Raw genomic sequence first — 25,868 nt, forward strand, 5'->3', positions numbered from 1 at the left:
GGGAGGGTGAGCGGTACGGAATCCGGGCGTGCGCCGGGCGGTCGGCGCGGTGGTGCGCCGGCGGGTCCGCGCGCGGAGACGGAACGCGCCCGGCTCGTCCGGTTGATCACCAGGATCGGCGGGCTGGCCGATCCGCGGTGGCGGGCGGCCTTCGCGCAGGTGCCACGCCACGTTTTCGTGCCGTACTACTACGAGAGCGTGGCCAACGGCTCCGAGCGGCTGTCCGCCGACGACCCCGACCCCCTGCGGCACGCCCGCTGGCTGCGCGGCGCCTACCGGGACGCTCCCCTCGCGATCCGAATACGCGACCGGACCCTGCTCTCCTCCAGCAGCCAGCCCTCCCTGATGGCCCTGATGCTCGACGCGCTCCGCGTCGAGGACGGCTGCCGGGTGCTGGAGATCGGCACCGGCAGCGGCTACAACGCGGCGCTCTTGTGCCACCGGCTCGGCGACCGGGCGGTCACCACCGTCGATGTCGACGAGGAGATCACCGCTACCGCGCGGGCCCGGCTGGCCGAGGCCGGCTACCGGCCCGAGGTGGTGACCGGCGACGGCGCGCGGGGGTGCCCGTCACGCGCGCCGTTCGACCGGATCATCGCGACCTGTGCCCTGTCCCGTGTCCCCGTGGCCTGGCCCGGTCAGTGCACGGCGGGGGCGCGGATCCTGGCGCCGCTGGCCACCGGCCTGATCGCGCTGACCGTGGAGCCTGGTGGCGGGCGGACGGAGGGGCGGTTCCTGACCACCCCGGCGTACTTCGTCCCGCTGCGCGGCGAGGACCCGGCGGCGGGCCGCGGCATACCGTCGGCCGACACCGCGGGCTACGGCCTGCCGCCCGAGGCGCTCTACGACGACCGGTTCGAGTTCCTGCTGGCACTCGGCGCGGGCAGCCTGCTGCCCCACGAGGCGTACGAACTGTGGCGACGCGAGGGGCGCCCGGGGCGCGAGCGCTACGGCGTGACGATGGAGGGCGGCCGGCAGTGGGCGTGGCTGGACGAGCCCGGGGGGACGTATGCCTGGGAGTTGACGACCGGGAGTTGAGCGGCCGGCTCCGCGCGGGCGGGACCGTCGCCCAACGGGCTTGCTGTCAGGCGCGGGTGGGCGGGACGCCGCGGCCGGGACGCGAGCGGTCGATCGCGTCCCGGCCCGGTGTCTTCCGTGCTGTGTTCCGTGTCAGCCGCGGCGGACGGTGAGCGTCGTCCAGGCGCCGACGTGCACCCGGTCGCCCTCATGGAGCGGCACCGGCACGTAGGGCTGGATCGGGTCCTCGGCGAGGTTGATCGTCGTGCCGTTGGTCGAGTTCTGGTCGACCACGGCCCAACTCCCGTCCTGCTGCTGCACCAGCAGGGCGTGCTGGTGCGAGACGCCCGGGTCCTCCGGCGAGCGGCCCAGGTCGACGTCCGGGGCCTCGCCGGTGCTGTTGCGGCGACGGCCGACGGCGATCTGGCCGTTGGCGAGGGGGAGCACCTGCTCGGAGGAGTACGCGGGCAGGTTGAGGCCCGCTGCCTCCGGGCCGCTGCGGCCCATCATCGCCATGAAGTACTCGCGGTCCGGCGCGATGGCGACGACCCAGCCGGCGCCGACGACCGGCGGCGGGCCCTGGGGCGGCGCCGCGGGGCCCTGACCGGGGCCGGGACCGCCGTTCCACTGCTGATCGGGCTGCTGCTGCGGAGGCGCCTGCTGTTGCTGCTGGTACGCCTGGGGCGGCTGCTGCGGGTCGTAGTGCCCGGGCTGCTGCTGTTCGTACGGTGCCTGCGGGTGTTGTTGGGGCTGCTGCTCGTACGGCGGCTGCTGGGGCTGCTGTTCGTACGGGCCCGGCTGCTGCGGGGGGAACGGCGCCGGCTGCTGCTGGTCGTACGGGGCCTGCGGGCCCGGCTGCGGGGGCGCCATGGGCGGGGCGGCGGACTGCGCGCCCGGCGGGTTCAGCGTCCAGTCGTCGCCGCCCTGCTGCGGCTGCTGCGGCGGGCCGGGCATGCCGGGCTGACCGGGGCCGGGCATGCCGGGCGGCGGGCCGGGCTGGCCCGGATAGCCGCCGGGGCCGGGCATTCCGGGCGGGGGACCCTGCTGTGGCTGCTGCTGCGGGGGCGGGAAGCCGTAACCGTCCGAACCGCCCTGCGGGCCGGGGCCCGGGGCGGGCGGCGGGAAGCCGTAGCCGCCTTGGCCGCCCTGGGGGCCGGGGCCACCGGGGGGCGGACCCTGCTGCTGGCCGGGCGGCGGGCCTTGTTGCTGAACGGGCGGCGGGCCGGGCTGTGCGGGCGGCGGCGGGGCGTAGGAGGTCGCGGAGTGCGTCAGGAAGTTGTACCGGCAGTTCTCGCAGAACGGCGCCATCGCCTCGCGCGGCGTCCGGCACTGGGGGCACAGCTCCAACTGCCCGGACGGGTCGGGGCCGGGGGCGGGCGGCGGGAAGCCGTAGCCTCCCTGGTCACCCTGGGGGCCGGGCGCGGGGGCGGGCGGCGGGAAGCCGTATCCACCCTGGTCACCTTGAGGGCCGGGACCGGGCGCGGGCGGCGGAAAGCCGTAGCCGCCTTGGCCGCCCTGGGGGCCGGGGCCACCGGGGGGTGGGCCCTGCTGCTGGCCGGGCGGCGGGCCGGGCTGGCCGGTCGGCTGGGCGGGCGGCGGCGTGTTCAAGAACCCCGCGGGCAGGGAGGGCGGCGGCGGGACAGCACCCGCCATCCGGTGGCCGCACACCTCGCACCATTCTTCGGCCACCGACTGGTGGCCGTTCGGGCAGGTCGGCATGTCGGTTCTTCCCCCTCCGTACCGTTTCTTCCGGTGGTACTTCTTGTGGTGATTTCTGCTCGGTCATCTCTTCACGCGAACGGTTTTCGTCGAGCGCGCCACGAGGGTCATCTCGTCCGCCTCGGCGACCTTCGCCTTCTGTCGCACAGTACCGGTCGCGGCCTCGGCCACGTCGGCCACCTTCGCAAGCAGTTTCGCAGCCCGCGTGTTCGGCTTGCGTCCATCCGGCCACCCCTGGCCGAATGGCGCCGGTCGCCCCCGGGCCCTGAGTGACGCGCCCCCCGCGGAATGATCGTTTCTGCGTTCGTGACGGCTACCGCGTCGAGCGCCGCTCCCTCCCGCGGGCCGCTCAGGCGGACTCCGACGGCGCGGGGAACCGCACCAGTGCCACCGTAATGTTGTCATGTCCGCCGCCCTCCAGGGCATGCCGCACCAGCGCCCGGGCCGCGTCCAACGGCCGGGCCGGCGCGTCGACCGGCAGCACCGCGGCCATGCGGTCCGCGGACTCGGCGTAGTTCCACAGACCGTCCGTGCACACCACCGCCACCCCCGGGCCGTCCGGCTTGAACGTCGCGGTGTGCGGCTCGACCTCGTACGCGTCCGCGCCGAGCCAGCCGGTGATGGCGTGCGCCCGCTCGTCGGCGTTCGCCTCGGCCTCCGTCATGAGGTTGTTGGCGACCATCTGGGCCGCCCACGAGTCGTCCTCGGTGAGCCGGGCGGGCGGCGCCGTCCGGTCGTCGGGGACCCAGTAGGCACGGCTGTCACCGACCCAGCCGACGGTCAGCAGCCCGCCGCCGACCACCGCGCCGACGAACGTGCAGGCCGGGGCGTTCTGCTGGCGGTGTTCGTCATGCGCGGCGGCGGGGTCGTCGGCCAGGGCGTCGACGGCGGCGGAAGCCGCCGTGATCGCTTCGTGCATCGCCTGCTGGGGGTGCGTACCGCGCGGCAGCGACGCCCGGAGCGCCTCGCCGGCGGCCTCGGACGCGGCCCGGGACGCCTCGTCGGGCCGGGTCGCGGACGAAACGCCGTCGCAGACCACCGCGACGACCGCGGGTGTGCCGTCCGGCAGCGCGGTCGAGGTGAGGGCGAAGAAGTCCTCGTTGCGATGGTGGCGGTGGCCGCGGTCGCTGACCGCCGTGACGCCCGCCAGTTCCTGTTCCATGTGGTCGCGCTCGGGAGGCCGGGCGTGACCGGGGTGCGGGTCGGGGGCTCCGGGGGCTCGTGGGGCTCCGGAAGCTCCGGCCGTCCCGGCGACGGCCTCGTAGCCGGCGACGCGGGGGTCGGCGGCGGCAGGGTCTGCGGACGGGTCGGCGGACGGGGGTCTGCGCTCTGCGGCGGCTTGGAGGGTTGCCGGGTCCGTGGCGTGGCCGGTCGGTTGTGCCGTGCCCGGGGCCCAGCCGGCCGTCGGGGCGTGCGTGGGGACCGGCGGCATTCCGGTGTCCTCGTACGGGAGGCGGGTCTGCGGGGCGGGGGGCGGCGGACCGGCGGGACCTTGCGAATGCCCGGGACCTTGCGAATGCCCAGGGCCTTGCGGCTGCCCCGCACCGGGCGGTGCGGAAGGGAGGGGCGGTGCGGCGGGTGCAGGTGGGGACGACGGTGCCGCCGGGGCGGGCGTGCCGCCATGCCCGGGTCCGGCGTTCGACGCAGAGGCACCAGAGGCACCAGAGGCACCAGAGGCACCAGAGGCACCAGACGCACCAGACGCACCCGGGCCCGGGCCCGGCGCAGACGCCCCCGAGACCGGCGCGGGCATCGGCGGACGCACCGGCGGCGCCGACTGCCGCGGCACGGCGGCCCCGGGCGCCGGCGCGTACGCGGGCGGAGGCGGAGGCGGCGGCCCGTACGCGGGGGCCTGCGCGGCACCGTCCCGTGCGGTCGCCGACCGCCCGTCCGGCGGGGTGGACGTCATCGGTCCGGCCCCGCACCGCCCGCAGAAATTGTCTCCCGCGTCGAGCGGCTCCTCGCAGCTCGGACACCGGGACGGCCCAGTCACACCCATGTCACACCCACGTCCTGGGGCGGAAACGGTTGGCCCGCTCCACCAGCTCGATCCTTTCCTCGCCACGCCGCGCCAGCCGCGCGAGCAGGCGGTACGACCGCTCCAGGCCGAACCGCAGGCCGCGCTCGTCGAGCGCGCTGCCGAGCAGCGTCGGCCCCTCGTGCGAGGGCTGTCCGCCGTCCGGCCCGGCACCGTGGCTACCGGAGAGTACCCAGTCCAGGGCGGTGCCCAGTACCTCGGTGGCGAGTTGTTCGCGGCGCCCGGCGTCCAGGCCGAAGTCCGCCAGCGCTTCGACCTGTTCGGCGGCGGTGCGCAGATCCGCCAGCAGGGCATCGTGGGGGGAGCGCTGCCGCAGCCGGGCGCGGACCGCCGCGATCCGTGCCGCCGTGTAGTGGATGGACGACTCCGGTACGGACTCCAGCGCCCAGGCCGCGCCCGTCCGGTCGCCCACCGCCAGCCGCGTCCGGGCCAGGCCGAACGCGGCGCTGACGAAGCTGTGGTCGGCCGTCCACACCAGGCGGTAGTACTCGGCGGCGTTGTCCGTCTGCCCCAGCAGCTCGGCGCAGATGCCCAGCGCCAGCTTCGGCGCCGGCTCGCCGGGGAAGGCGTCGTACACCGCGTCGAAGGACAGTGCGGCGGTCTCGCGGTCGCCGGTCGCCAGCGCCACCAGGCCGCGGTGCCACACCACGCGCCAGTCGGCGCCCCACTCCTCGGGGTGCTCCGCGCCGAGCCCGGCCCCGTGCTCCGCCTCGATCGACGCCAGCGCCGCGCGGGCCGCCGGGCCGTCCCCCGTCTCCAACAGCGCGCGCAGCTCGCGCAGCCGGGTCTCCAGGGAGTCGGCGGGGGCGGAGCGCAGGGCGAGGAGGAGTTCCTCCGGCGGGGCCGCCACCAGCCCGGCCAGGAAACCGGCATCGGGGTCGGCGGGATCGACGCGCGGTAGCGGCAGCGCGAGGGCGGCGGCGCCGGCGTCCAGGGGGCGGAGGTCGGGACCGCCGTCCGGCAGGCTCGTGGACCCGCGCGCCGGCGCACTCGCCACCCCGCACACCGCCCCAGCCGCGGCCCCGCCCGTCGGCTCGCTCGCGTATGCGGCCCGCGCCGGGACATCGGCCGGGCTGCCCGCAGGGCCGGTTCCGTCACCCGCCGGGCCGCCCCGCGCCGCGCCGCGGCCACCGAACAGGGAACGACCACCTGGCGGCACCCGGCGGCCACCGAGCAGGGAAGAGCCACCTCGCGCCCCCCTGCGGCCACCGCGCGGCGACCCGCCGCCCCGCGTCACCCGACGGTCACCGAGCAGGGAGCTGTCGCCCCGGACCGCCGCCATCAACTCGGTGTCCACCACCCGCATTTCCGGCCCGAACAGCGTGGAGAGCGACGGGCGCTGCTCGCCCGTCCGGAGCGCCACGACCTCCCGCAGCACCCCCGTCAACTGCTCGGCCATCTCCTCGGCGGAGGCGAATCTACGGGCCGGATCGGGGTCGGTGGCGCGGACCAGCAGCCGGTAGAACGACTCGTAGTCGCGGAAGACCTCGATGTTGTCCGGGTCCGGCAGGGAGTCCGCGAAGACGTTCGTATAGCCCTGGAAGTCGAAGGTGAGCACGGCGAGCGTGCGGGCCACGGTGTAGAGGTCGGAGGCGACCGACGGGCCCAGCTCGGCGACTTCGGGCGCCTGATAGCCGATCGTTCCGTAGATCGCGCTCTCGTCGTCGTCCATCCTGCGCACGGCACCCATGTCGATCAGCTTGAGCTGGTCGTTCTGCTGGATGGCGTTGTCGACCTTGAAGTCGCAGTACAGCAGGTTGCGGCTGTGCAGATGGCCGAGCGCCTCCAGCGCCTCGATGCCGTACGCGCAGGCCTGATCGACCGGCAGGGGATCGCGCCGCCCCTGGGGCGTGCGGCGGTCGTTGGCGATCTCCTTGAGGGACTTGCCGCCGACGTACTCCATGACGATGTAGCCGTCCAGGCTGCTCGTCGACGGGTCGAGATGCTCCACGAAGTTGTAGATCCGCACGATGTTGGAGTGCTCGATCTCGGCGAGGAACCGCCGCTCCGACATGGCGACCGCCAGCGCCTCCTCGTCACCGGTGTCCAGCAGGCCCTTGAGCACCACCCAACGGTCGGAGACCGCGTGGTCGACCGCGAGATAGATCCACCCGAGGCCGCCGTGCGCCAGGCAGCCCACGACCTCGTACTGGTCGTGCACGAGATCGCCCGCCCGCAGCTTGGGCACGAAGCTGTACGGGTGGCCGCACTTGGTGCAGAAACCTTCCGTACTGCCGGGGACCGCGCCGCGGGGTCGGCCGACCGGTGCGCCGCAGTCACCGCGGCTGCAGAACCGCTTGCGTTCGGGGACCTCCGGATTCTCCAGGACCGCCGTGCGCGGATCGGGCCGTGGCACAGGTGGTACGGCCACCAGGCCCGCGCCCAGCCGGCCCCGCGCCGGCCCCGACCCGGAGCCCGAGGCCCGTGCGCCCCCCGAACGGCGCCCCGACACCGCCGACACGGCCCGCGTCGGCACGCCCCCGGACAGCGCCCGCGACAGCCGGCCGGACACCGAACGGCGGGAGGGCGCCGAATGGCCGGCCCGGGCGCCCGGGAGTACCCGGCCCGTCAGTCCCGTGGGCGGCGAGGACAGCAGGCCGCCGGGCGAGACGACCGGCGCGAGTCCGCAGGTGTCGCAGTAGCGCTCGCCGCCGCCCGCGTCCTCGTAACTCCCCGCGCACTCCCGGCGCTGACACCCCGCGTCGGCCTCCTCTCTCACGCTTCCCCCTCGGCTCCACGCGGTGCGCTTCCCACCCACCGCGGATCCCACGTCTTCGTCACGCTTCCTCCCGTGGCTCCGCCCGCGGCGGTTCCCACGCCTCCGCGGCCGCCCGCTGATAGCGCCACACCGCCTGCTCGGCCGCCCTCAGGTCGCACGGGGCGCTCCACAGCATCCGGCGGGCCGCGTCATACCGCTCCATCAGCAGCGGATCGTCCGCCAGGCCGTGCCGCGCGACCTTCGCCCGGTAGGCGTCCAGCCGCCCGCGCAGCTCGGCCCGTATCGCCAGGGGGGCGGTCACGGCCGTCAGCGACTCCCGGGCGCGGTGGAGTTCGTCCTCCGCCCGCTCCTCCAGGCTGTCCAGGAGAGGCGAGAGACGGTGCCACTGCGACCGTCTGCGGTATTCCGCGGCGGTCGCCAACTGCTCGTGCAGTGTGGTCGAGGGGCCGCTGACCGCCGGCACCTCGGATGCCGCGATCTTCGCGAGGACCTCGCCGCGGGCCTGCCGCGCCTCCGTCAGCGTCCGGTCCGCCCGGGACAGGACGTCCCGCAGCCGCATCAACCGCCGCTCCGCGTCCTGCCGGACGTCCAGCACCGCCTCGACCTCCCGCCGGATGCCCTCCAGCGCGCGGGCCGCCCGGTCGTACCGTTCGGTGTCCGGACGGCCGCCGCCCGGGGCGGAACTCCCCGTGGACGACGACACCCAGAACGCCAGCGGATCCGAGATCACCCGGGCCCGCAACCGCGACAGCTCGTCCGTGATCCGCTCCAGGTCGTCGCCCGCGGGATGCTCACCGGGGCGCACCCCCACCGAGTGCGCCAGCGAACGGGTCCGCCGCAACTCGGTGGAAAGCAGGTCGATACGGGCGGGAAGCGCGGTCCACACGGCGTCGGCGGCGACGATGACGTCGAGCGAGCGCGCGTACTCCACGTTCATCCGCTCGACGAGCTCCCGCAGGCTGATCCGCTCGCCGGCCCGAGCCGGATCGTTTTCCGAGCGGGGAGGATCGTTTTCCGGCCGAGCCGGGTTGTTGTCCGACCGAGGAGGATCGGTCTCCGGCTGGGTGGGACCGCCCTCCGACCGGATGGGGCCGCCGCTCTCCGGACCGCCCTCCGACCGGGTGGGGCCGCTCTCCGGACCGCTCTCCAGCCCGCCGTCCGCCGTGCCCGCGACCGTCACCCCGCGGCCCTGGAGCAGTTCCGTCAGCTCCGCGAGATCCTCCGAGGACGGCAGGCGCCGTCGCTCGCGCACCTTCCGTGCCGCCGCCAACGCCTCCGTATACGTGTCGAACAACGACCACAGGAGCGTGATGGCCCGCTCCGTGGCGGCCCAGTGCTCTTTGGTGACACCCGACAGATCGGCGCCCTCCAGAAGCCGGCGGCCCGCGTGATCCTGCAACGCCAGCAGCGACGTCTCGATCGCCTCGTACTCCGCGTCGAGCCACGCCAGAGCGCGGTCCACCTCGTCCTGGCCCATCACCTGGGCAGGGGGCTGCCCCGCGAAGCCGGGGAAGGATCCCGGGACCCCCATCGATCACCTCTCCAATACACCTGCGCCGCACGGCGGTTGACGTGCTCTGCTCGCTGCTCGCGTTACCTGTTTCTCTCCGGCTTCTCCCCGTCCATAGTGACGGCATCGGGCCGCTCCTGGGCGGTCAGTCGCTGTACTCAGGTGCCGGCGGTCCCGCTATCCCCGGCAGATCGGCCCGCAACCAGGTGCGGTACGCCCGCATCCAGGGACTGTCCGCGCCCCCGTCGCCCCGGTAGTCCTCCAGCACCTTGTTGACGCGCCGGACCAGATCCGTGTCGTCCTTGTTCATCGCCACGCCGTACGGCTCGTCCGTGAACGGCTCGCCCTTGAGCTCGACGGTGGGGTCTTGGGCGGCCTGCGCGGCGGCCAGCGCGTTGTCCGTCACGACCGCGTCCGCCTCGCCGAGCTGCAGCCGGACCAGACAGTCGAGCTGACTGGGCACCGTCAGCACCCGCGCACCGTGCCGCTGAGCCGTCAGCTCGCTCTCGCCCGTCGAACCGGCGGCCGTGCACACCCGCTTGCCGCGCAGCGAGTGGTCGAACGCCGTGATCTTCGACGCCTTCGGAGCCAGCACCTGCTGCCCCGCCTGGAAGTACGCCGTCGAGAACGCCACCTGCTCCTTGCGCGCACAGTTGACCGTCATCGTCCGCACCACCATGTCGACGGTGCGTTCGCGCAGCGCCGGCATGCGCTGGTTGGTCGGCACCGCATGGAAGACGACCTTCGCGTCCGGCCCCAGAATGTCCTCGGCGATGGCCCGCGCCAGATCGATGTCGAAGCCCTCCAGCTCGCCGGTCCCGGGGTTGCGATAGCCCCACCGGTAGGTGTTCTGGTCGACGCCGACGACCAGTTGGCCCTTCTCCTTGATCCGCTCCACCGCCGTGCCGTCGGCTGAGGACGGACGCAGGCTCTCCGCCGCGTTGCGCGCCGTGCAGCGCGCGGCGGCGGGCGCGGCGTGCCCCGCGCCGGGCTCGTACGCCCGGTGCGCCGCCGGTCGCGACGCACCCGCGGACCCGTCGGCCGGCCCGCCACCGGCCCGGGCGGGCACCAGCAGCGGCACCACCACGACCGCCGCGGCCGCCATCACGCCGACCCCGGCCGCGACCGGCGCCAGAACGGCCCGCAGATTTCCCAGCGTGGCCTTGCCCACCGGGCGTTCGCCCACTCTCACCAGCCCGTCCCCTCCCTCACCAGGCGCCCCTCACCGGTACTCCGACAGTCTGCGCCCGATCCCGAGCACCGTGCCGGTCGCCGCCAGCACCGCGAGCACCGCGGCGCCCACCGCCAGCCCACCGAACGCCCGGCGCCCACCGTCCGCCGCCGAGCGGAACTCGGCCTGTTCGTGCGCCAGCGCCTTCCGGAGCGCGGCATCCACCCGGTCGAAGGACTCCCGGGTGGGCCGGTCGGTGCCGATCACCTTGGCCAGCGCCCGGTCGTAGTCCCCCTTGTCATCCGCCGCCCGCGCCTCGGCGTGCCGCAGCCGCCACTGCCGTACGTGGGCCACGGCATCGCGCACCGGGCGCCGCCCCGCCTCGTCGTCCGCCAGCGCCAGCGCCGCCCCCAGCCTGCTGCCCGGCGCCGCGTCCCCCCTCTTCTCCGCGTCCGCCAGATTCTCCATGCCCGCCAGGCGCTCCATGCCCGAACGGAAGCCGGCCTCGTAGAAGTCCTTCTGGTCCCCGGTGAGCACCGCCCCGCGCGCCACCAGCGTCAAGTTCTCGTCCCCGCGCGCCTGGAGTGCCTCGATCCGCGCCTCGGTCAGCACCCGCAGCGAGCGGGCCCCGTGATCGGCGGAAGCGGTCAGCCCCGAACACGCCACCGCATGGCCCGCCACCAGCCACAGCAGCACGGCGACCGACGCGGCCGTCGCGGCGAGCAGCCCGCGGTTGAACACCCGGTTCGTACGCCGGTAGTGCCTGCGCTGCGCCCAGACCAGCGCCGCGACGGCGGCCACCCCGGAAGCCAGCGCCCATCCGGGCCACGCCTTCGCCGCGTCGTAGTCCGCCGCCAGCCGGCCGGTCTCCGCCTCGTACAACGCCCGGGCCGCCGGCAGAAGTTCCGTACGCATCCGCTCATTCGCGTACCTCAGATACGCGCCGCCCAGCGGCAGGCCCTGCCGGTTGTTGGTCCGGGCCGTCTCCACCAGGCCCGCGTAGCGCGGCAGTTGCCTGTTGAGCTGGGCGATCCGCCGGTCGGCGCCCCGGGTGCTCGCAGCCGCCTTGACCAGCAGCTCCGACGCCGTCGCGATGTCGGCGGCATAGCGCTCGCGCGTCGCCGGACTCTCCTCGGCGCCGGCCAGGAACCCGCCGGCCGCGGTGGTGTCGGCGTCCGCCAGCGAACGGTAGATGCTGGCCGCGTCGGCGCTCAGCGGTTGGCTGCGCTCCACCACGTCGTCCGCGGCCGCCGCGCGGTCGGACACCTGCCAGGCCGTGACGCCGCCGAAGACCACCAGCAGCAGGGCGAGGAACGCGCCGATCACCCGCAGCCTTCCGGGCTCGGTCGTCGCGGCGGCGCGCAGCTCGTCCAGGCCGTCGGCCCACGCCGTACGGCGACCCGGCACGGGCGGTGACACGCTGCTGGTCGACACGGACGGCACCCAACCTCCCCCTAGGCCGCTGACTCGATCCGGCCCCGGTGCGGCGCGCTGTCCCGCGCGAGTGCGCGAGAACTGGGGCACGGGCAGCAGTATGTCCGCCGCTGACGGCCGGCACACCGGTATTGGCCCGATCTTGTTCGTATCCGGTTGGGTTGGGGTCGGCGAGGGACGGGGCGTGCGGGGCGGGCTGCGCGCCCGTCGATTCACTCCCATGCGCTGGTGACCAACGCCCGCCGAGACGACTACTCTCTGTCACGAAAGGTGGTTGTCCGCCACTGCCCGGCACAGGTTCGCACCGCGTGCCCCGCGTATCGGAGGTCCCTCATGCGACGCCTCACCAAAGTCCTCGGCCCGCTCGCCGCCGCCACGACGAAAGCCGCCGCCGTGCCGGGCTACGCCCGCCCGGCCAGGGGTTTCCTGACCATCGGGGGCACGACGTATGTCGACCCGGGCGGCAGCTACCCCATCGATCACCCGGCGGACGGCCGCGCCATCCTCATCATCAATGACACCGACCGGCACGTCACCATCGTCACGGAACGCGACGATGGGGCGGGGGCGAGAGCGGAGGCCGGGGTGGGAGGTGGGGGAGGAGAGGTGGAGGCGGCGGCGGTCGGGGGTGCGACGGGCGGGTGTGAGGCGATCGGCCGTGAGGTGGCCGGGCGTGAGGAGGTCAGCCGTGAGGCGGTCGGCGGGCCCGCGGACATAACGGCTCGTGCAGCCGGCGGGACCGACATCGTGCTCGCACCAGGGGAGCGCGTCGAGACCTGGCGCGGCTGGAGCGTGGAGATCGGATGACGCCCACCAAAGCGGCCGGCGGACGCCCGGCTCACGTGCTCGGCCTCCTCCACAAGCTCCGCAAAGCCCACAAGCTCCGCAAGGCCAGCAAGCTCCGGACCCTCGCGCGGTGGACGCCACGGCGGTGGCGCCGCCCGCCAGTCCCTGCCACCCACAGGTTCCCCGCTACTCCCAGGTCCTCCGCAACCTCCGATACGCCCCCTCGTCCGCGCCCGCCCGGTCCAGGGCGTGGAGAGCCGCGCCCAGCACCGGCGGCGCCGTCATCACGCGCGGTACGGCCTTCGGTGCGCGCTCGGCCAGCAGGTGCACCACCCGGTCGTGCAGCAGCGGATGCCGGGCGGCCAGGACGCCACCGCCGAGGACAACCGGCGTCCGCTCGCCGAGGAGATCGAGCCGCTCCAGCGCGACCGAAGCCAGCAGCACGACCTCCTCCGCCTGGCGGGCCACGATCGCGCGGGCGACCGGATCACCGTCCGCCGCGACGTCGAACAACACCGGGGTCAGTTCGTGCCGCCGCCGGTCGGGAATGGCTCCCAGATGCAATGCCTCGATCAGCGCCGGCATGGTCGCGAGGCCGAAATGCGCCGGCAGGGCGCGAGCCAGCTCGCTCCGCTCACCCCGGCCGTCCTCGGCGCGCGCTGCCCACCACAGCGCCTCCTCGGCGAGAAAGGCGCCGCCGCCCCAGTCACCGGAGAGCCGGCCCACGGCCGGGAACCGCGCCGTGGCCCCGCCGTGCCCGATGCCCGCTCCGTTGATGCCCGCCCCGCACACCACCGCCACCCCCACCGGTTCCCCGGTGTCCGGCAGCCCGGCCCGCAGCAGGGCCAGGGTGTCGTTGCCGACGGTCACCTCCCGCGCCCAGCCCCGGTCCGTGATCTCCGCCGTCAACGCGTCCTCCTCGGCGGGCAGATCTGCATTGGCCAGATACGCCGAGACCTGCTCGACAGGTCCCTCGTGCCCGACCTGCGCCAGCGCCGACGCGACCAGCGGCGCCAGCACGTCCACCGCCCGCCCCACACCCACCACATGAGGTTGGAACCCGCCACCCCGGGCGGTCCCGAGCACCGCTCCGTCCGGGCCCACCAGAGCCACGTCGGTCTTGCTGTTGCCCGCGTCGATGGCGAGGGCGGCGTTCGTCAGGCCCACGTGAGGTGCTCCCGGTTGTGCGCGATCAGCTCGTCCGCGAGCCGGTCCGCGTAGTCGATCTGACCGATCAGCGGATGGGAGAGCAGTGCCTCGAAGACCCTTTCCCTCCCACCGCGCAACGCCGCCTCCAGCGCCAGGTGTTCATACGCCGTGACGTTGGCGACCAGCCCGGCGAACAGCGGCTCCAACGGCCGCACGGGCAGCGGCGCGGCTCCCGACGCACCCACCCTCGCCGGCACCTCGATCACCGCGTCGTCCGGCAGGAGGGGCAGCGTGCCGTTGTTGAGGGCGTTGACCACCTGGACATCGCCGGTATCCCGCAGCAGAGAGGACGTCAATGCCACCGCCGCCTCCGAATAGAACGCACCACCCCGCTCGCCCAGCAAAGCCGGTTTCTCCTCCAGCGCCGGATCGCCGTACATATCGAGCAGCCGCTTCTCGATCGCGGCGACCTCCGCCGCCCGGGACGGCTTGCCGCGCAGTTCCCGTACGACCTCGTCGTGTTGGTAGTAGTAGCGCAGGTAATAGGAAGGGACGACGCCGAGCCGGTCCAGGAGCGAGCGGGGCATGCGCAGATCGCCGGCGACCGCGTCGCCGTGGCGGCTGAGCAGCTCGGGCAGCACGTCCTCGCCGCCGACGCGGACGGCCCGCTCCCAGGTCAGGTGGTTGAGGCCGACGTGCTCCAGCTCGACCTGATCGGGGCTGACGCCCAGCAGCCCGGCGAATTTCCGTTGGAAGCCGATCGCGACATTGCACAGCCCCACGGCCTTGTGGCCGTGGGTGAGGAGGGCACGGGTGACGATGCCGACGGGGTTGGTGAAGTCGACGATCCAGGCGCCGGGGTTGCGGCGGCGGACCCGCTCGGCGATGTCCAGGACGACGGGGACGGTCCGCAGCGCCTTGGCGAGTCCGCCGGCACCGGTGGTCTCCTGGCCGACGCACCCGCACTCCAGCGGCCAGGTCTCGTCCTGGTCGCGGGTGGCCTGGCCGCCGACGCGCAGTTGCAGCAGTACGGCGTCGGCGCCGTCGACGCCGGCGTCCAGATCACCGGTCCAGGTGATCAGGCCTGGGTGGCCCTGCTTGTCGAAGATGCGCCGGGCGAGCCCGCCGATCAGTTCGAGCCGGTCGGCGGCCGGGTCGATGAGGACGAGTTCCTCCAGCGGCAGGGTGTCCCGCAACCGCGCGAAGCCGTCGATGAGTTCGGGGGTGTAGGTCGAGCCTCCGCCGACCACTGCGAGCTTCATTGTTCCGGTTCAGCCCTTCACTCCGGTGAGCGTGACGCCTTCGACGAAGGCCTTCTGCGCGAAGAAGAAAACGATGAGGACGGGGGCCATGACCAGCAGCGTCGCGGCCATGGTCAGGTTCCAGTTGACGCCGCCGTGGGCGCTCTTGAACGACTCCAGGCCGTAGGAGAGCGTCCAGGAGGCGGGGTTCTGCGCGGCGTAGATCTGCGGGCCGAAGTAGTCGTTCCAGCAGTAGAAGAACTGGAAGAGGGCGACGGCGGCGATGCCCGGCTTGGCCATCGGCACAATGATCTTCAGCAGGGTGCGCAGTTCGCCGCAGCCGTCCACCTTGGCCGACTCGATGTACTCCTGCGGGATCGTCAGCAGGAACTGCCGAAGCAGGAAGATCGAATATGCGTCGCCGAACGCCATCGGAATGATCAGCGGCCACAGTGAACCGGACAGGTGCAGTTGCTGGGCCCAGACCAGATACATCGGGATCACGATGACCTGCGGCGGCAGCATCATCGTGGAGATCACCAGGACCATCGCCGTGCGGCGCCCACGGAAGCGGAAGCGGGCGAGCGCGTAGGCGACCGGTACCGCCGAACAGACGGTGAACAGCGTGCCCAGGCCCGCGTACATCAGCGAGTTCTTCCACCAGTCCAGAAACCCGGGGGTGTTGAAGACAGTGAGGTAGTTCGACCAGTGCCACTCGTGCGGCCACAGTTCGCCGCTCATCGCCTGGTTGTCGCTCATCACGGAGGTGAGGAAGACGAAGACGAACGGCAGGACGAAGAAGAGGCCGGCGGCGACGGCGAGGGAGTGCACGGCGATCCAGTGCAGCAGCCGCCTGCGCCGGCCGCGCGCCGCCGGGCCGCGGTCGGTGGCCCCCGTACGGGCCGGTGTGCTGGGCGCTCGCAGCGTCGTGGTGGTCATATCGGATCAGCCCTCCGCCGGAAGCAGGCCGGCGCGCTTGCGCATCAGCAGGGTGGTGACGGCCATGGCGATGGCGAACAGCACGAGGGAGAGCACGCACGCCGCGCCGGTGTTGAAGTTCTGGAACCCGAGGGAGTAGACGAGTTGCGGAACGGTGAGGGTGGAATGGTCGGGGTAGCCGGGCTGGATCACCGAGCCGGGGCCGATGGAGACGCCGGAGGCGAGTTTTCCGGCGACCAGGGCCTGGGTGTAGTACTGCATGGTCTGCACGACACCGGTGACCACGGCGAACAGCACGATCGGGATGATCGCGGGCCAGGTGACATAGCGGAACTTCCCCCAGGCGCCCGCCCCGTCCAGTTCGGCGGCCTCGTACTGCTCCCGGGGGACGTCCAGCAACGCCGCCATGAAGATCACCATCAGGTCGCCGATGCCCCACAGGGACAGGATGACCAGCGACGGCTTGGCCCAGGCCGGGTCGTTGAACCACGAGGGCGCCTCGATGCCGACCGCCCCGAGGATCTCGTTGACGGGCCCGGTGCCGGGGTTGAGCAGGAAGACGAAGGCCACGGTCGCGGCCACCGGAGGGGCCAGGTACGGCAGGTAGAACGCCGTGCGGAAGAACCCGGCCCCCGATTTGATCTTCGTGACGAGGACGCCGATGCCCAGTCCGAACACGACGCGCAGCGCGACCATCACCACCACCAGCCACAGGGTGTTCCACAGCGCCGGACCGAACAGCGGCATCTGGGTCAGCACGTATTTCCAGTTCCGCAGCCCCACGAACTCGGGCTCCTGGATCTGGTTGTAGTGCATGAAGGAGAAATGGACGGTGGCGATCAGCGGATAGCCGAAGAAGACGGAGAAACCGACCAGCCAGGGGGAGAGGAAGCCCAGGGTGCGCAGGCGCCGGCGGGTGCGTTTACGGCGCAGTTCGGGCGCGGGAAGGGTGGATGACATGGCGGGATCTCCGTCAGTTCTCGGACTGGAGGTTGTCGGCGTCGATCTGGGCGTCGAGCCCGCGCAGGCCCTTGCCGAGATCCTGGACCTTTCCGGCCTCGACGTCGTAGGAGAAGTCCTGGAGCGCGGTGATGTACTGACCGCCGTTGACGGACGGCGGCAGAGCGGTGCTGTGCCGGTTCCGGGCGATAGCGACGAAGGTGCGGAAGGCCGGGTCGGCGTCCAGCCGGGGGGATTTCAGGGCCGCGAACGTCGACGGCACGTTATGGATGGCGTTGGCGAACCGCACCACCTGATCGGTGTCCACCGTCAGGAACCTCACCAGCTCCCAGGCCGCGTTCTGGTGCTGACTGCTGTGCGCGATACCGGCGACCGTGCCCGTCAGATAACCCCTGCCGTACGTCTCCTCCTGGTCGTCCGGCACGGGCATCGGCGCGGTGTCCCAACGGAACGTCGTTTTCGCGTCCTTGAGCATCAGCCCGCGCCACTCGCCGTCCATGTGCATGGCGACCTTCTGCGTCAGGAAGGCGTTCTGCGAGGACATCTCGGCACCGAAGGTGGTGCGGAACTTCTCCAGCGCGCTGTAGCCGCCCTGCGCGTCGAGCAGCGCGCGCTGGGTGGTGAAGAAGTCCTCGGTGTGTGGGTCCTCGGCCAGCCGGGCCTTGCCGCGCTTGTCGAAGTACGTCGGTCCCCACTGCGCGAACAGCCGGTCCGGGCTGTTCTGGTAGAGCCGGAAGTCGGGCATGAAACCCACCTGTTCGTACGAGCCGTCCTCGGCACGCCGGGTGAGTTTCGCCGCGTCCCGCCTCAGTTCGGACATCGTGTGCGGCGGCCGTTCGATGCCGGCCTTTTTGAAGGCGTCCTTGTTGTAATAGAGCCCGTAGGAATCGGCGAGCAGCGGCAGCGCGCACTGCGTGCCCCGGTAACTGGTGTACTCCAGAAAGGTCTTCGGGAAGACCTTCTCCTTCTTCACCCCGGTCTTCTTCATGAAGGGGTCGAGATCGGCCCACATCCCCGACGAGCAGTACTGCCCCACGTTGTTGGTGGTGAACGACGACACCACATCCGGCGCGTCGTCCCCGCCGGCCCGCAGTGCCTGATTCACCGTCTCGTCGGTGACGTTTCCGATGGCCTCGACCTTGATGTTGCGGTGAAGCCTCTCGAACCGGGCGATGCTGTCGTTGATGGCCCGCACCTCGCCCGGGGTGGACCAGCCGTGCCAGAACTTCAGCGTGACCGGCTTCGTCGGATCGTCGCGGTCGTTTCCGACGGCGGGATTGGCGCAGCCCGAAACGAACAATCCGGCGCCGGCCAGCGCCGCGGACAGGCAGATGCGCATGCGCGAGAACGGCACGGCGACTTCCTTTACGAAGGAGGATGGAAAAGCGGCAAGGTGCGAAAAACGACGTGCGTTCGGCCTCACGCCGTGTCGAAGACGGCGTCACGGGCCTCGGCGAGCGCCGTCCGCAGTGCGCCGATGAGGATCGGATTTCCCTCGATACGGCTGAGCCGCAGCTCGGGACGCGGCAGCGCCAGCCCGGTGAACTCCTCCTCCACCAGCTCCCGCAGCGGCTCCCCGCCGGCCTGCGCCACCTCGCCGGACAGCACCACCAGCCGGGGGTCGACCACCGCGACCACCGCCGCCAGCCCGGTCGCCAGCCGGCGCGCCACCTCGGCCCGCACCTCATCGTGGGCCAGGGCCTCGGCGACCGTATGGACCCGGGAATTCCCGTACTCCCGGGCCAGTGCCACCACGCTCGGCGACCCGACGAGCCGCTGGAAACCGCCCCCGCCGTCCGGCCGGGCGGCGCTGCGGTCACCGCCCCGGGCGAGCGGCGCGCCCGGCAGCGGCATGTACCCGATCTCGCCCGCACCGCCGGTCGCCCCGCGCAGCAACTGCCCGCCCAGCACGATCGCGGCCCCGACGCCCTCGTCGGCCCACACCAGCACGAAGTCGTCGAAATCCTGTGCCGCGCCGCCGTATTGCTCCGCCACGGCCGCCAGGTTCACATCGTTCTCGATGACGATCGGCGTGCCCAGCACCTCGCCCAGCTCTTCCTTCAGCGCCCGCGAATGCCAGCCCGGCAGATGCGGGGCGTACCGCAGCCGCCCGGTCCGCGGGTCCAGCGCGCCGGGCGTCCCGATCACCGCCCCGTGCAGCCGCTCGCGCGCCAGCCCCGCCTCGGCGAGCGCACCGTCCACGGCCGCCGCCACCAACTGGGCGGTCCGGTGCGGCGCTTCCTCCTCCACCGCGTCCGTCCCGACCCGTTCCTGGCCGAGCACCCGCCCGGTGATGTCGGCGACCGCCGCGGTGATTCCCATCTGGTCCACGGCCAGCGCCGCGACATGCGCGGCCACCGGATTGACCTCGTACAACTGCGCGCTCGGCCCCGGCCGCCCGGTCACGTTCCCCGTCGTCCGCACCAGCCCAGCGGCCTCCAGCCGCCCCAGCAACTGCGAGGCGGTCGGCTTCGACAGCCCGGTCATCTCCCCGATCTGCGTCCGTGTCAACGGCCCCTGCGACACCAGCAGATCGAGCGCGGCCCGGTCATTCATGGCCCGCAGAACCCGCGGCGTCCCGGGAACCCCCAGCCCACCGGCCACGACGCCTCACCCCGTCTCTCGGCCGCCACACCCGCCGACCATCTGTTAAGAAACTTTCCAATCGATGAACAGGAAGGTAGGCCGCCCACCGAACCCCGTCAATGCCCCCGACGGGCCGACTTACCGCGACCCCGTGCGGGGCAGCGCGGACAGCCGCCGCCGGCACGCGATAGGGGCGCACCGTCGTGGTGCGCCCCTATCCCCCCGTATGTGCGCCTCAGGTCAACCGGGCCTCAAGGGGTCCCGCGCGGGGGCGGGGAATCCTTGGGGTGGCTGGGTGTGAGGCGGGTTTTCGGCCTGGTTCAGCCCTCTTGCCAGCCGACGCTGCCGACGCCGGTGCCGCCGCTGCAGGTGGCGGCGGAGGTGTCGCGGGCGCCGGGGTTGAGGGTCTTCCAGGGGCCGGTCTGGTCGGGCCACCAGCCGCAGACGACGGTGGCGCGGAAGGCGATGGTGCGGTTGGTGCGGTTGGTGCAGTCCGCGGTGCCCGTGCGACCGTCCGTCGTGGTGGTGCAGCTCAGGTCGTTGGTGATGCGGGCGGCGGTGCGGGCCTCCGCCGCGGGTGCGGCCGGGGCGGCGGCAGCGGGGGCGGCGGCGGTCAGGGCCGCCGCGCTGCCGAGCATCAGAACCGAAGCGACGGCCCCCGTGGCCACGCGATTGCGGATCTTCATGGTGAAGTCTCCTTCTCCGTCGAACGTGTCGTTGGTGCTGACACTCCGCACACGTTTCACGGGGGAGGCGTGTATGACAGCAGCGGATGTGATCTACGTCACATCCGCTGCTGTCATGCGGCGGGCGGTCATCGCCCGCGCGGCCGTCGTCCGGTCGTCGTCCAGCCGTGGTCCGGCCCTCGCCCAGCCGTCGACCGGCCCTCGCCGCGCCTCCTACTTCGTCAGGTGCGGTGGCGGGATCGGGCTGGTCGCCACGGACTGCGGGGAGAGCGGGTTGTTCAGGGCGGAGGGGGCGGCCACGGCGGCGGTGGGGTCCGCGGCCTCCTCTTCCTCTTCCTGGGGGGCCGGGCGCGCGGCCAGGTGGATACCGGCGGCGTCCAGGGCGCGCTTGATGCGCCAGCGCAGCTCCCGCTCCACGCCCGCCGCCTTGCCGGGCATCGTCTTGGCCGAGACGCTGAGCGTCACCGTGTCGAGATGCACCTCGCTCAGGCCCAGCACCTCCACCGGCTCCCACAACTGCTCGTTCCACGGCTCGGCCTTCGACATCTCCTCGCCCACGCCGGTGATCGTCTCGCGGGCCCGGCCCAGGTCCTGGTCGGCGGCGATCAGGACGTCGACGCTCGCCGTCGACCAGCCCTGGCTGAGGTTGCCGATCCGCTTGACCTCGCCGTTGCGGATGTACCAGATGGCGCCGTTGGGGCCGCGCAGCTTCGTCACGCGCAGCCCGACCTCGATGACCGTGCCGGTGGCCACACCCGCGTCGATCTCGTCGCCGACGCCGTACTGGTCCTCAAGGATCATGAAGACGCCGGAGAGGAAGTCGGTGACGAGGTTGCGGGCGCCGAAGCCGATGGCGACACCGGCCACTCCGGCGCTGGCCAGCAGCGGGGCCAGATTGATCTTCAGCACGGAGAGGACCGTCAGGGCGGCCGTGCCCATGATCACGAAGGACGCGACGCTGCGCAGCACCGAACCGATGGCCTCCGAGCGCTGCCGGCGCCGCTCGGCGTTGACCAGGAGGCCGCCCAGCGCGGTGCCCTGCGCGGCCGCCGCGGTGCGGTTCATCCGCTCGATGAGCTTGGTTATCGTGCGGCGTATCACATGGCGCAAAACCACCGCGATCACGAGGATCAGCACGATCTGCAGGCCGGACGTGAGCCACGTCCCCCAGTTCTCCTCCACCCAGCCGGCGGCGTTGGTGGCCCTCTGAGTGGCCTCGTCGAGCGAGGTCGGGCCGGTTGAGCCGGACGACGCGGAGCCCAGGGGCGCGGCGGCGGCCGGCGAAGCGGACCAGTACACAGCAGAACCTTCCATGTGGGACAGCGGACCCGGACACCGATGGGACCTCTGAAGCCGGGGCAGATCAACCACACTAACGGGGCAACGGGGGCGGTCCTCGCCCGTGTTCGCGCCGAGAGGTCACGCCGTGGCCGGAAAGACCCCGGTGTGCGGGGGTGTGATGCGGTGTGGTGGAAAACACCTCCGGCCCGTTACCCGGTGATGGTGGCGCTCCGACCAGGCACCGGGGGACACTGTGGGGAGATCGTCCCGGCGCGAGCCACGCGCCGCCGGCGTACAAGGAGGCACCCGTGCCGCATGTCCTGGTCCTCAACGCGTCGTACGAGCCGCTCGGCGTCGTACCGCTCCGCCGCGCGCTCATCCTCGTCCTCAATGAGAAGGCCGTAAGCCTTGAGGAGTCCGGCGCCCTGATGCACAGTGCGACCCGCGTGATACCGGCCCCGAGCGTGGTCCGCCTGAAACGCTTTGTGCGGGTGCCCTTTCGCGGCCCCGTCCCCCTGACCCGCCGGGCGTTGTTCGCGCGTGACGGCGGGCGCTGTATGTACTGCGGTGGCGTGGCAACCAGCGTCGACCACGTCGTCCCCCGCAGCCGCGGCGGACAGCACACGTGGGAGAACGTCGTCGCCGCCTGCCGGCGCTGCAACCACGTCAAGGCCGACCGCCATGTCGCCGAGATCGGCTGGCGGCTGCGCCATCCACCCGCCCCGCCGTCCGGGCTGGCGTGGCGGATCATCGGTACGGGACATCGCGACCCGCGCTGGCTGCCCTATTTGCAGCCGTACGGCGCGGATGACGCCCTGGCCCGGATCGACGCCGTATCGGCGTAGGTCCGGGATTTCGCGTCCGGGGGCCGGTACCGCGCAGCCGACGCGGTACCGGCCCCCGCCGGTCCTCACTCCCCGGCCGCCCCCTGCCCCGGCGGCGCCGGCTGCTTCTCCGGCCCGGCGCCCTGCTCCGCGCCCTGTTTCCCGCCCCGCTCCCCGTTCCGCGTCCGCGCCTCCCCGGCCCGCTGCCCGGGCGCCTGGTCCGCCTTCTTCCCGCCCTCGCCGGCTCCCCGCTCACCCGCCGGCGTCACGGCGTACGCCTCCACCGACCACAGCGAGTACCCGAAACGGGTGGCGCGCTTGTCGCCCTGGACGCGCACGAACCGCACGTCCTTGGCGTCCATCCGGACCGACTCGCGACCGCCCTTGCTGTCACGGACCGTGGCCGCCGTCCGCCAGTTGCGGCCGTCCGCCGAGACCTGGACGCGATAGCGCGCGGCGTGCGCGTCCTGCCAGTGCAGGACGACCTGGCCGAGGCGGGTCGGACGGGGCAGGGCGAACTGCAGCCAGGCGCCGTCCTCGGCGGGTGAGGACCAGCGCGTCGCGGGGTCGCCGTCGGTGGCCGCGGACGCGGGGAAGTCCCGGGTCTCGTCACCGGAGGAGGTGACCGCCGCGCCGCGCGCCAGATCCTCGCCGCCGGTGCGCGGATAGGCCCGCACGGTCAGCGTCCGCTGCTGCCCGGCGAAGCCGACGGGGATCTCGTACGTCCCCGACGGGGCGGACTCGGGGACGTCCACGGTGATGCGGACCGTGGCGGTGCCCCCGCGCGGGGCGGTGAGCCGCTCCGGCGCGTGCACCGCGAAGCCCTTGGGCGCCTTGACCGACAGTTTCTCGCGGACGTCGCCCGGCCGCCGGGAGAAGACCCGGGCGTCGACGCTCGCCCGGCCGCCGGTCTCGGCGTCGATCTCCGCGCGGGACAGCTCCAGACCGGCCGGCGGCGTGTCGCCGAACCAGGGGTTGAGCGCGTGGACGGAAGGCGCCTGGGCGCCCTCGGGCCAGGTCAGCCGCACCGCGTCGGCCCGCAGGCCGCGCGCCGGCGACTCCGTCCAGCCGGTCGGGGAGAGACGGCCCAGCCGCCGCCAGCCCTCGCCGGGGACGTGCGCCTCCAGGGAGACCGCGTCGGCCGAGCGGCCCGGCTCGGTCAGCGCGGTGACCGCGTCGAGCGGCCTGACCCGGTGGAAGGGGACGGTGAGCGCGGTGGAGCCGGGGCCCTTGCCGGGCGGCGCGGTGGCCCCGCGCGCACCCGTCCAGGCGTCGGCCTCGATCATCGTCCGCTCCAGGAACGGCGCCAGCACCCCCTTGCCGACCGTGGCCGTGCTGAGCCCGATCTCGTGGCGCAGCTCGCGCACGGCCCGTTGCGCGGACCAGGCGGCCGCGCCGTCGCCGTGCGCCTGCGCCGTCAGGGTGTCCACGGCCCGTTCGCCGGCCTTGCCGTAGCGGGCCAACTGCTCGGCCCACGGCCGCACTTCGTCGGCCAGGTCGGAGTGCAGGTCGCGGGGCACGGCGGCCATGGTGTGGAACGCGGCCCGCAGCGCCTTCGCCGCCTTGGCGAAATCCGGGTCGTCGCCGGGCGCGCCCCGGTTGGTCGCCACCTCCCGCGTCTTCCAGAAGCGGTCGATCAGCGGCCGCAGATACGCCGACTCGCCGCCCGCGTCCGGCCCCCGGCCGCTCAGGTGGGAGGAGGCGTCGTTGCCGGCGAGCGCCCGCAGCGCGGTACGGGCGCGCGGATCGCCGCCCGCAAGGTCGTCGATGGCCGCCTCCCACGACTCGGCGGGGCGGTAGTCGCGCGGGTTCCAGGCGTAGTCGGCGGCGGTGAACAGCGGGATACGGGAGGCGACGGGCTGCTGCATGGCGTTGGCGAGGAGCGCTGAGGAACCGGTCGCGACGGCCGGCTCCCGGCCGCTGTAGGGGCCGAGGAAGAGCCGGTCCTGCGCGTAGTCGTTGACCGGGTAGTTGTCCATGGTGACCAGCGGGTGCCCGAACGCCTGGCGGGCGGTGGACAGCTCCCCGCCGGTGATCGTCCGCGGGATGACCCCGACGCCGGTCCACGCCACCTCGACCCGGTCGTCCAGCGCGTCGGCGAGCGCCTCGCGGTACGCCGTCGAGCCGTTTTGGTAGTACTCCGTCGGCATCAGCGACAGCGGCAGCGCGCCGGGATGCCGCTCCGCGAGATGCGTCGCGAGCGCGCCCGCGACCTTCGCCTGGGCCCTGGCCGCAGCGCGCGGGCCCGAGCCGAAGACCTCCTCGTCGGCGCCGCAGTGCCACTCGCTGTAGCTGACGTCCTGGAACTGGAGCTGGAAGGAGCGCACGCCCAACGCCCACATCGCGTCGATCTTGCGCCGCAGCGCCCGCAGGTCCTCCTCGGACGACAGGCACAGCGACTGGCCGGGCGCGAGCGCCCAGCCGAGCGTGACGTGGTTGGCGCGGGCCCGCTCGGCCAGTGCCCGGAAGCCGGCGCGCTGCGCGGCCGGGTAGGGCTCGCGCCACTGAGCCTGCCGGTAGGGGTCGTCGCCCGGCGCGTAGAGATAGCGGTTCTGCTTCGTACGGCCCATGAAGTCCAGTTGCGCGAGCCGCTGCGGCCCGCTCCACGGCTGGCCGTAGAAACCCTCCGTGACGCCGCGCACCGCCGTGCCCGGCCAGTCCCGCACGAGCACCGAGGCCAGTTGCCGGCCGCCGCCCTCGCGGTCGGTGACGAGCTGGCGCAGGGTCTGCGCGGCGTGGAAGAGGCCGTCGGAGCCGACGCCGTCCATGGCGACGGTGTCGCGGCCCGCGACCTGGCCGACGGCGAGGCGGTAACCGCCGGCCGGCAGGTCACCGCGGGCGGGCGCGCGCAGCGCCCGCAGGGCGTCGTCGGCCGGCCGCCCGCCGACGTAGAACACCGGGCCGGCCGCGGGCACCGGCTCCCCGGCCGCCACCTCGCGGATCCGGCGCACCCCGGCGTCGCGCAGCAGGCCGCGCAGCACGTCCAGGGCGTACGGGTCGGTGTCCCGCCCGGTCACCAGGGTGGCGGCCGCGTCCAGCGGCACCGCGGCGCCCGTCTCCCGCAACGACTGGGGACGCGGCCAGACGGCGGGCGAGCGTCCCGCGCCGGCCGGCCGGTCGGGCCGGTCGGGTGCGCCGACGGCCGGGTCGGCGGGCGCGGCCTGCGCGCTCGGGGCCCCGCCCAGCAGACCTCCGATGACCGCGGCGGCCAGTGCGGTGGTCCCCGCCACCCGCGCACGGGCGCCCGCGCCCCTGCCTCCCCTGTCGCCCCTACCGATTCTTCCGACGCTCCATACGCCCCGGACTCGCACGGCCGCTCCTCGTCCCCGTCACTGTGCATGCCGACCCGCGCCGGCGCCCCGTTTCCCCGTCGCCCGGCCGCCTCACGCCCGCGCGCCCGAAGGCCCGCCCCGGACGTGCGCCGCGGTGAAGACCCCGGATCGTGGGTACGCGCGGCGGGGACCGGTGGGATTCCTGCCCGCCGGCGCCCGTTCGGACAGACCTTCGGCTGTGAGCCCACCATTGTGGCGGTGAGGTGTCAACCGTGCGATACGGGGTGTCCCGGGCGGCTGCCGACCCGCTGCTCCGGTGCCGGACCCGGCCGGTCCGGTGCGGTGGGCGGCCCGCAGAACTTCCGCCCCGATGCCCGTTTCGCCCGTGCTCTGTGTGCTCCCCGGCGGGCCAGGCAACGAAATCGCCTGCGGACGGTAATCTGTGACGTGGGACACGTTTAGTGCTCGGATGCGTCTGCGATCGTGTCCAGTGGGTAGGGCAGACGTGTCCCACTACCGATGAACGGGAGGCCCTC

The 25,868-nt window shown here is 73.3% G+C and carries 18 protein-coding genes and 1 pseudogene; 3 read left to right on the forward strand and 16 right to left on the reverse strand.

Going from position 1 to position 25,868, the window contains the following annotated elements; all coding sequences use genetic code 11:
• The first annotated feature begins 6 nt into the window (after positions 1–6).
• Positions 7–1,038 (forward strand): methyltransferase domain-containing protein, encoded by a 1,032-nt coding sequence (locus tag ACZ45Z_RS05355; protein WP_468356411.1) that lies wholly within the window; start codon positions 7–9, stop codon positions 1,036–1,038.
• 132 nt (positions 1,039–1,170) lie between these two features.
• Here the strand turns inward: ACZ45Z_RS05355 and ACZ45Z_RS05360 are convergent, their stop codons facing one another.
• The 7 genes and pseudogenes from ACZ45Z_RS05360 to ACZ45Z_RS05390 all read right to left on the reverse strand — a co-directional run bounded on the left by ACZ45Z_RS05360 (position 1,171) and on the right by ACZ45Z_RS05390 (position 11,608).
• Complete coding sequence (locus tag ACZ45Z_RS05360) at positions 1,171–2,736, reverse strand: FHA domain-containing protein (protein WP_468356414.1); 1,566 nt, start codon at positions 2,734–2,736, stop codon at positions 1,171–1,173.
• Positions 2,737–2,799: 63 nt separating this feature from the next.
• Positions 2,800–2,946: pseudogene (locus ACZ45Z_RS05365) on the reverse strand (hypothetical protein); the annotation flags it as partial.
• A 139-nt stretch (positions 2,947–3,085) separates the two neighbouring features.
• Positions 3,086–4,168 (reverse strand): PP2C family protein-serine/threonine phosphatase, encoded by a 1,083-nt coding sequence (locus tag ACZ45Z_RS05370; RefSeq protein WP_468356417.1) that lies wholly within the window; start codon positions 4,166–4,168, stop codon positions 3,086–3,088.
• Between the two features lie 568 nt (positions 4,169–4,736).
• Positions 4,737–7,493, reverse strand: a complete 2,757-nt coding sequence (locus tag ACZ45Z_RS05375) for a serine/threonine-protein kinase (protein WP_468356420.1) — start codon at positions 7,491–7,493, stop codon at positions 4,737–4,739.
• Between the two features lie 58 nt (positions 7,494–7,551).
• Positions 7,552–9,024, reverse strand: a complete 1,473-nt coding sequence (locus ACZ45Z_RS05380; protein WP_468356423.1) for a hypothetical protein — start codon at positions 9,022–9,024, stop codon at positions 7,552–7,554.
• 124 nt (positions 9,025–9,148) lie between these two features.
• Complete coding sequence (locus tag ACZ45Z_RS05385) at positions 9,149–10,108, reverse strand: glutamate ABC transporter substrate-binding protein (RefSeq protein WP_468357356.1); 960 nt, start codon at positions 10,106–10,108, stop codon at positions 9,149–9,151.
• 117 nt (positions 10,109–10,225) lie between these two features.
• The gene (locus ACZ45Z_RS05390) at positions 10,226–11,608 is read right to left on the reverse strand and encodes a hypothetical protein (protein ID WP_468356426.1); all 1,383 of its coding nucleotides are present in this window, start codon (positions 11,606–11,608) and stop codon (positions 10,226–10,228) included.
• Positions 11,609–11,941: 333 nt separating this feature from the next.
• Between ACZ45Z_RS05390 and ACZ45Z_RS05395 the strand changes: the two genes are divergently transcribed.
• Positions 11,942–12,415 (forward strand): hypothetical protein, encoded by a 474-nt coding sequence (locus ACZ45Z_RS05395; protein ID WP_468356429.1) that lies wholly within the window; start codon positions 11,942–11,944, stop codon positions 12,413–12,415.
• 165 nt (positions 12,416–12,580) lie between these two features.
• Here the strand turns inward: ACZ45Z_RS05395 and ACZ45Z_RS05400 are convergent, their stop codons facing one another.
• The 8 genes from ACZ45Z_RS05400 to ACZ45Z_RS05435 form a co-directional block, all read right to left on the reverse strand.
• Positions 12,581–13,561, reverse strand: a complete 981-nt coding sequence (locus tag ACZ45Z_RS05400; protein ID WP_468356432.1) for an N-acetylglucosamine kinase — start codon at positions 13,559–13,561, stop codon at positions 12,581–12,583.
• On the reverse strand, positions 13,552–14,805 hold the full coding sequence (locus ACZ45Z_RS05405; protein ID WP_468356435.1) for a 6-phospho-beta-glucosidase: 1,254 nt from the start codon (positions 14,803–14,805) through the stop codon (positions 13,552–13,554). The genes ACZ45Z_RS05400 and ACZ45Z_RS05405 overlap by 10 nt, the downstream gene beginning before the upstream one ends.
• Positions 14,806–14,814: 9 nt before the next feature.
• Positions 14,815–15,723: a carbohydrate ABC transporter permease gene (locus tag ACZ45Z_RS05410; RefSeq protein ID WP_468356438.1), complete on the reverse strand. Its 909-nt coding sequence runs from the start codon at positions 15,721–15,723 to the stop codon at positions 14,815–14,817.
• 6 nt (positions 15,724–15,729) lie between these two features.
• A complete protein-coding gene (locus ACZ45Z_RS05415) occupies positions 15,730–16,683 on the reverse strand; it encodes a carbohydrate ABC transporter permease (protein ID WP_468356441.1) in 954 nt (317 codons plus the stop codon).
• Between the two features lie 13 nt (positions 16,684–16,696).
• On the reverse strand, positions 16,697–18,022 hold the full coding sequence (locus ACZ45Z_RS05420; protein ID WP_468357359.1) for an extracellular solute-binding protein: 1,326 nt from the start codon (positions 18,020–18,022) through the stop codon (positions 16,697–16,699).
• A gap of 80 nt (positions 18,023–18,102) precedes the next feature.
• Positions 18,103–19,239: an ROK family transcriptional regulator gene (locus ACZ45Z_RS05425; RefSeq protein ID WP_468356444.1), complete on the reverse strand. Its 1,137-nt coding sequence runs from the start codon at positions 19,237–19,239 to the stop codon at positions 18,103–18,105.
• Positions 19,240–19,589: 350 nt separating this feature from the next.
• A complete protein-coding gene (locus ACZ45Z_RS05430; protein ID WP_468356447.1) occupies positions 19,590–19,955 on the reverse strand; it encodes a hypothetical protein in 366 nt (121 codons plus the stop codon).
• 213 nt (positions 19,956–20,168) lie between these two features.
• The gene (locus tag ACZ45Z_RS05435; RefSeq protein ID WP_468357362.1) at positions 20,169–21,254 is read right to left on the reverse strand and encodes a mechanosensitive ion channel family protein; all 1,086 of its coding nucleotides are present in this window, start codon (positions 21,252–21,254) and stop codon (positions 20,169–20,171) included.
• 290 nt (positions 21,255–21,544) lie between these two features.
• On the opposite strand from ACZ45Z_RS05435, the gene ACZ45Z_RS05440 reads away from it, so the two are divergent.
• Complete coding sequence (locus tag ACZ45Z_RS05440; protein WP_468356450.1) at positions 21,545–22,081, forward strand: HNH endonuclease; 537 nt, start codon at positions 21,545–21,547, stop codon at positions 22,079–22,081.
• 65 nt (positions 22,082–22,146) lie between these two features.
• On the opposite strand, the gene ACZ45Z_RS05445 is transcribed toward ACZ45Z_RS05440, so the two are convergent.
• Positions 22,147–25,290 carry a beta-N-acetylglucosaminidase domain-containing protein gene (locus tag ACZ45Z_RS05445; RefSeq protein WP_468356453.1) on the reverse strand — a complete coding sequence of 1,048 codons (3,144 nt, stop codon included), beginning with the start codon at positions 25,288–25,290 and terminating at the stop codon, positions 22,147–22,149.
• Between the last annotated feature and the right edge of the window lie 578 nt (positions 25,291–25,868).

Source organism: Streptomyces sp. NPDC031210 (genome assembly GCF_055570395.1).

Excerpts from the sequence above, each read along its gene's own strand:
- ACZ45Z_RS05360 (WP_468356414.1), bottom strand. The coding sequence starts at position 2,736 with ATGCCGACCTGCCCGAACGGCCACCAGTCGGTGGCCGAAGAATGGTGC.
- ACZ45Z_RS05370 (WP_468356417.1), bottom strand. The coding sequence starts at position 4,168 with ATGCCGCCGGTCCCCACGCACGCCCCGACGGCCGGCTGGGCCCCGGGC.
- ACZ45Z_RS05380 (WP_468356423.1), bottom strand. The coding sequence starts at position 9,024 with ATGGGGGTCCCGGGATCCTTCCCCGGCTTCGCGGGGCAGCCCCCTGCC.
- ACZ45Z_RS05385 (WP_468357356.1), bottom strand. The coding sequence starts at position 10,108 with ATGGCGGCCGCGGCGGTCGTGGTGGTGCCGCTGCTGGTGCCCGCCCGG.
- ACZ45Z_RS05395 (WP_468356429.1), top strand. The coding sequence starts at position 11,942 with ATGCGACGCCTCACCAAAGTCCTCGGCCCGCTCGCCGCCGCCACGACG.
- ACZ45Z_RS05405 (WP_468356435.1), bottom strand. The coding sequence starts at position 14,805 with ATGAAGCTCGCAGTGGTCGGCGGAGGCTCGACCTACACCCCCGAACTC.
- ACZ45Z_RS05410 (WP_468356438.1), bottom strand. The coding sequence starts at position 15,723 with ATGACCACCACGACGCTGCGAGCGCCCAGCACACCGGCCCGTACGGGG.
- ACZ45Z_RS05415 (WP_468356441.1), bottom strand. The coding sequence starts at position 16,683 with ATGTCATCCACCCTTCCCGCGCCCGAACTGCGCCGTAAACGCACCCGC.
- ACZ45Z_RS05420 (WP_468357359.1), bottom strand. The coding sequence starts at position 18,022 with ATGCGCATCTGCCTGTCCGCGGCGCTGGCCGGCGCCGGATTGTTCGTT.
- ACZ45Z_RS05425 (WP_468356444.1), bottom strand. The coding sequence starts at position 19,239 with ATGAATGACCGGGCCGCGCTCGATCTGCTGGTGTCGCAGGGGCCGTTG.
- ACZ45Z_RS05430 (WP_468356447.1), bottom strand. The coding sequence starts at position 19,955 with ATGAAGATCCGCAATCGCGTGGCCACGGGGGCCGTCGCTTCGGTTCTG.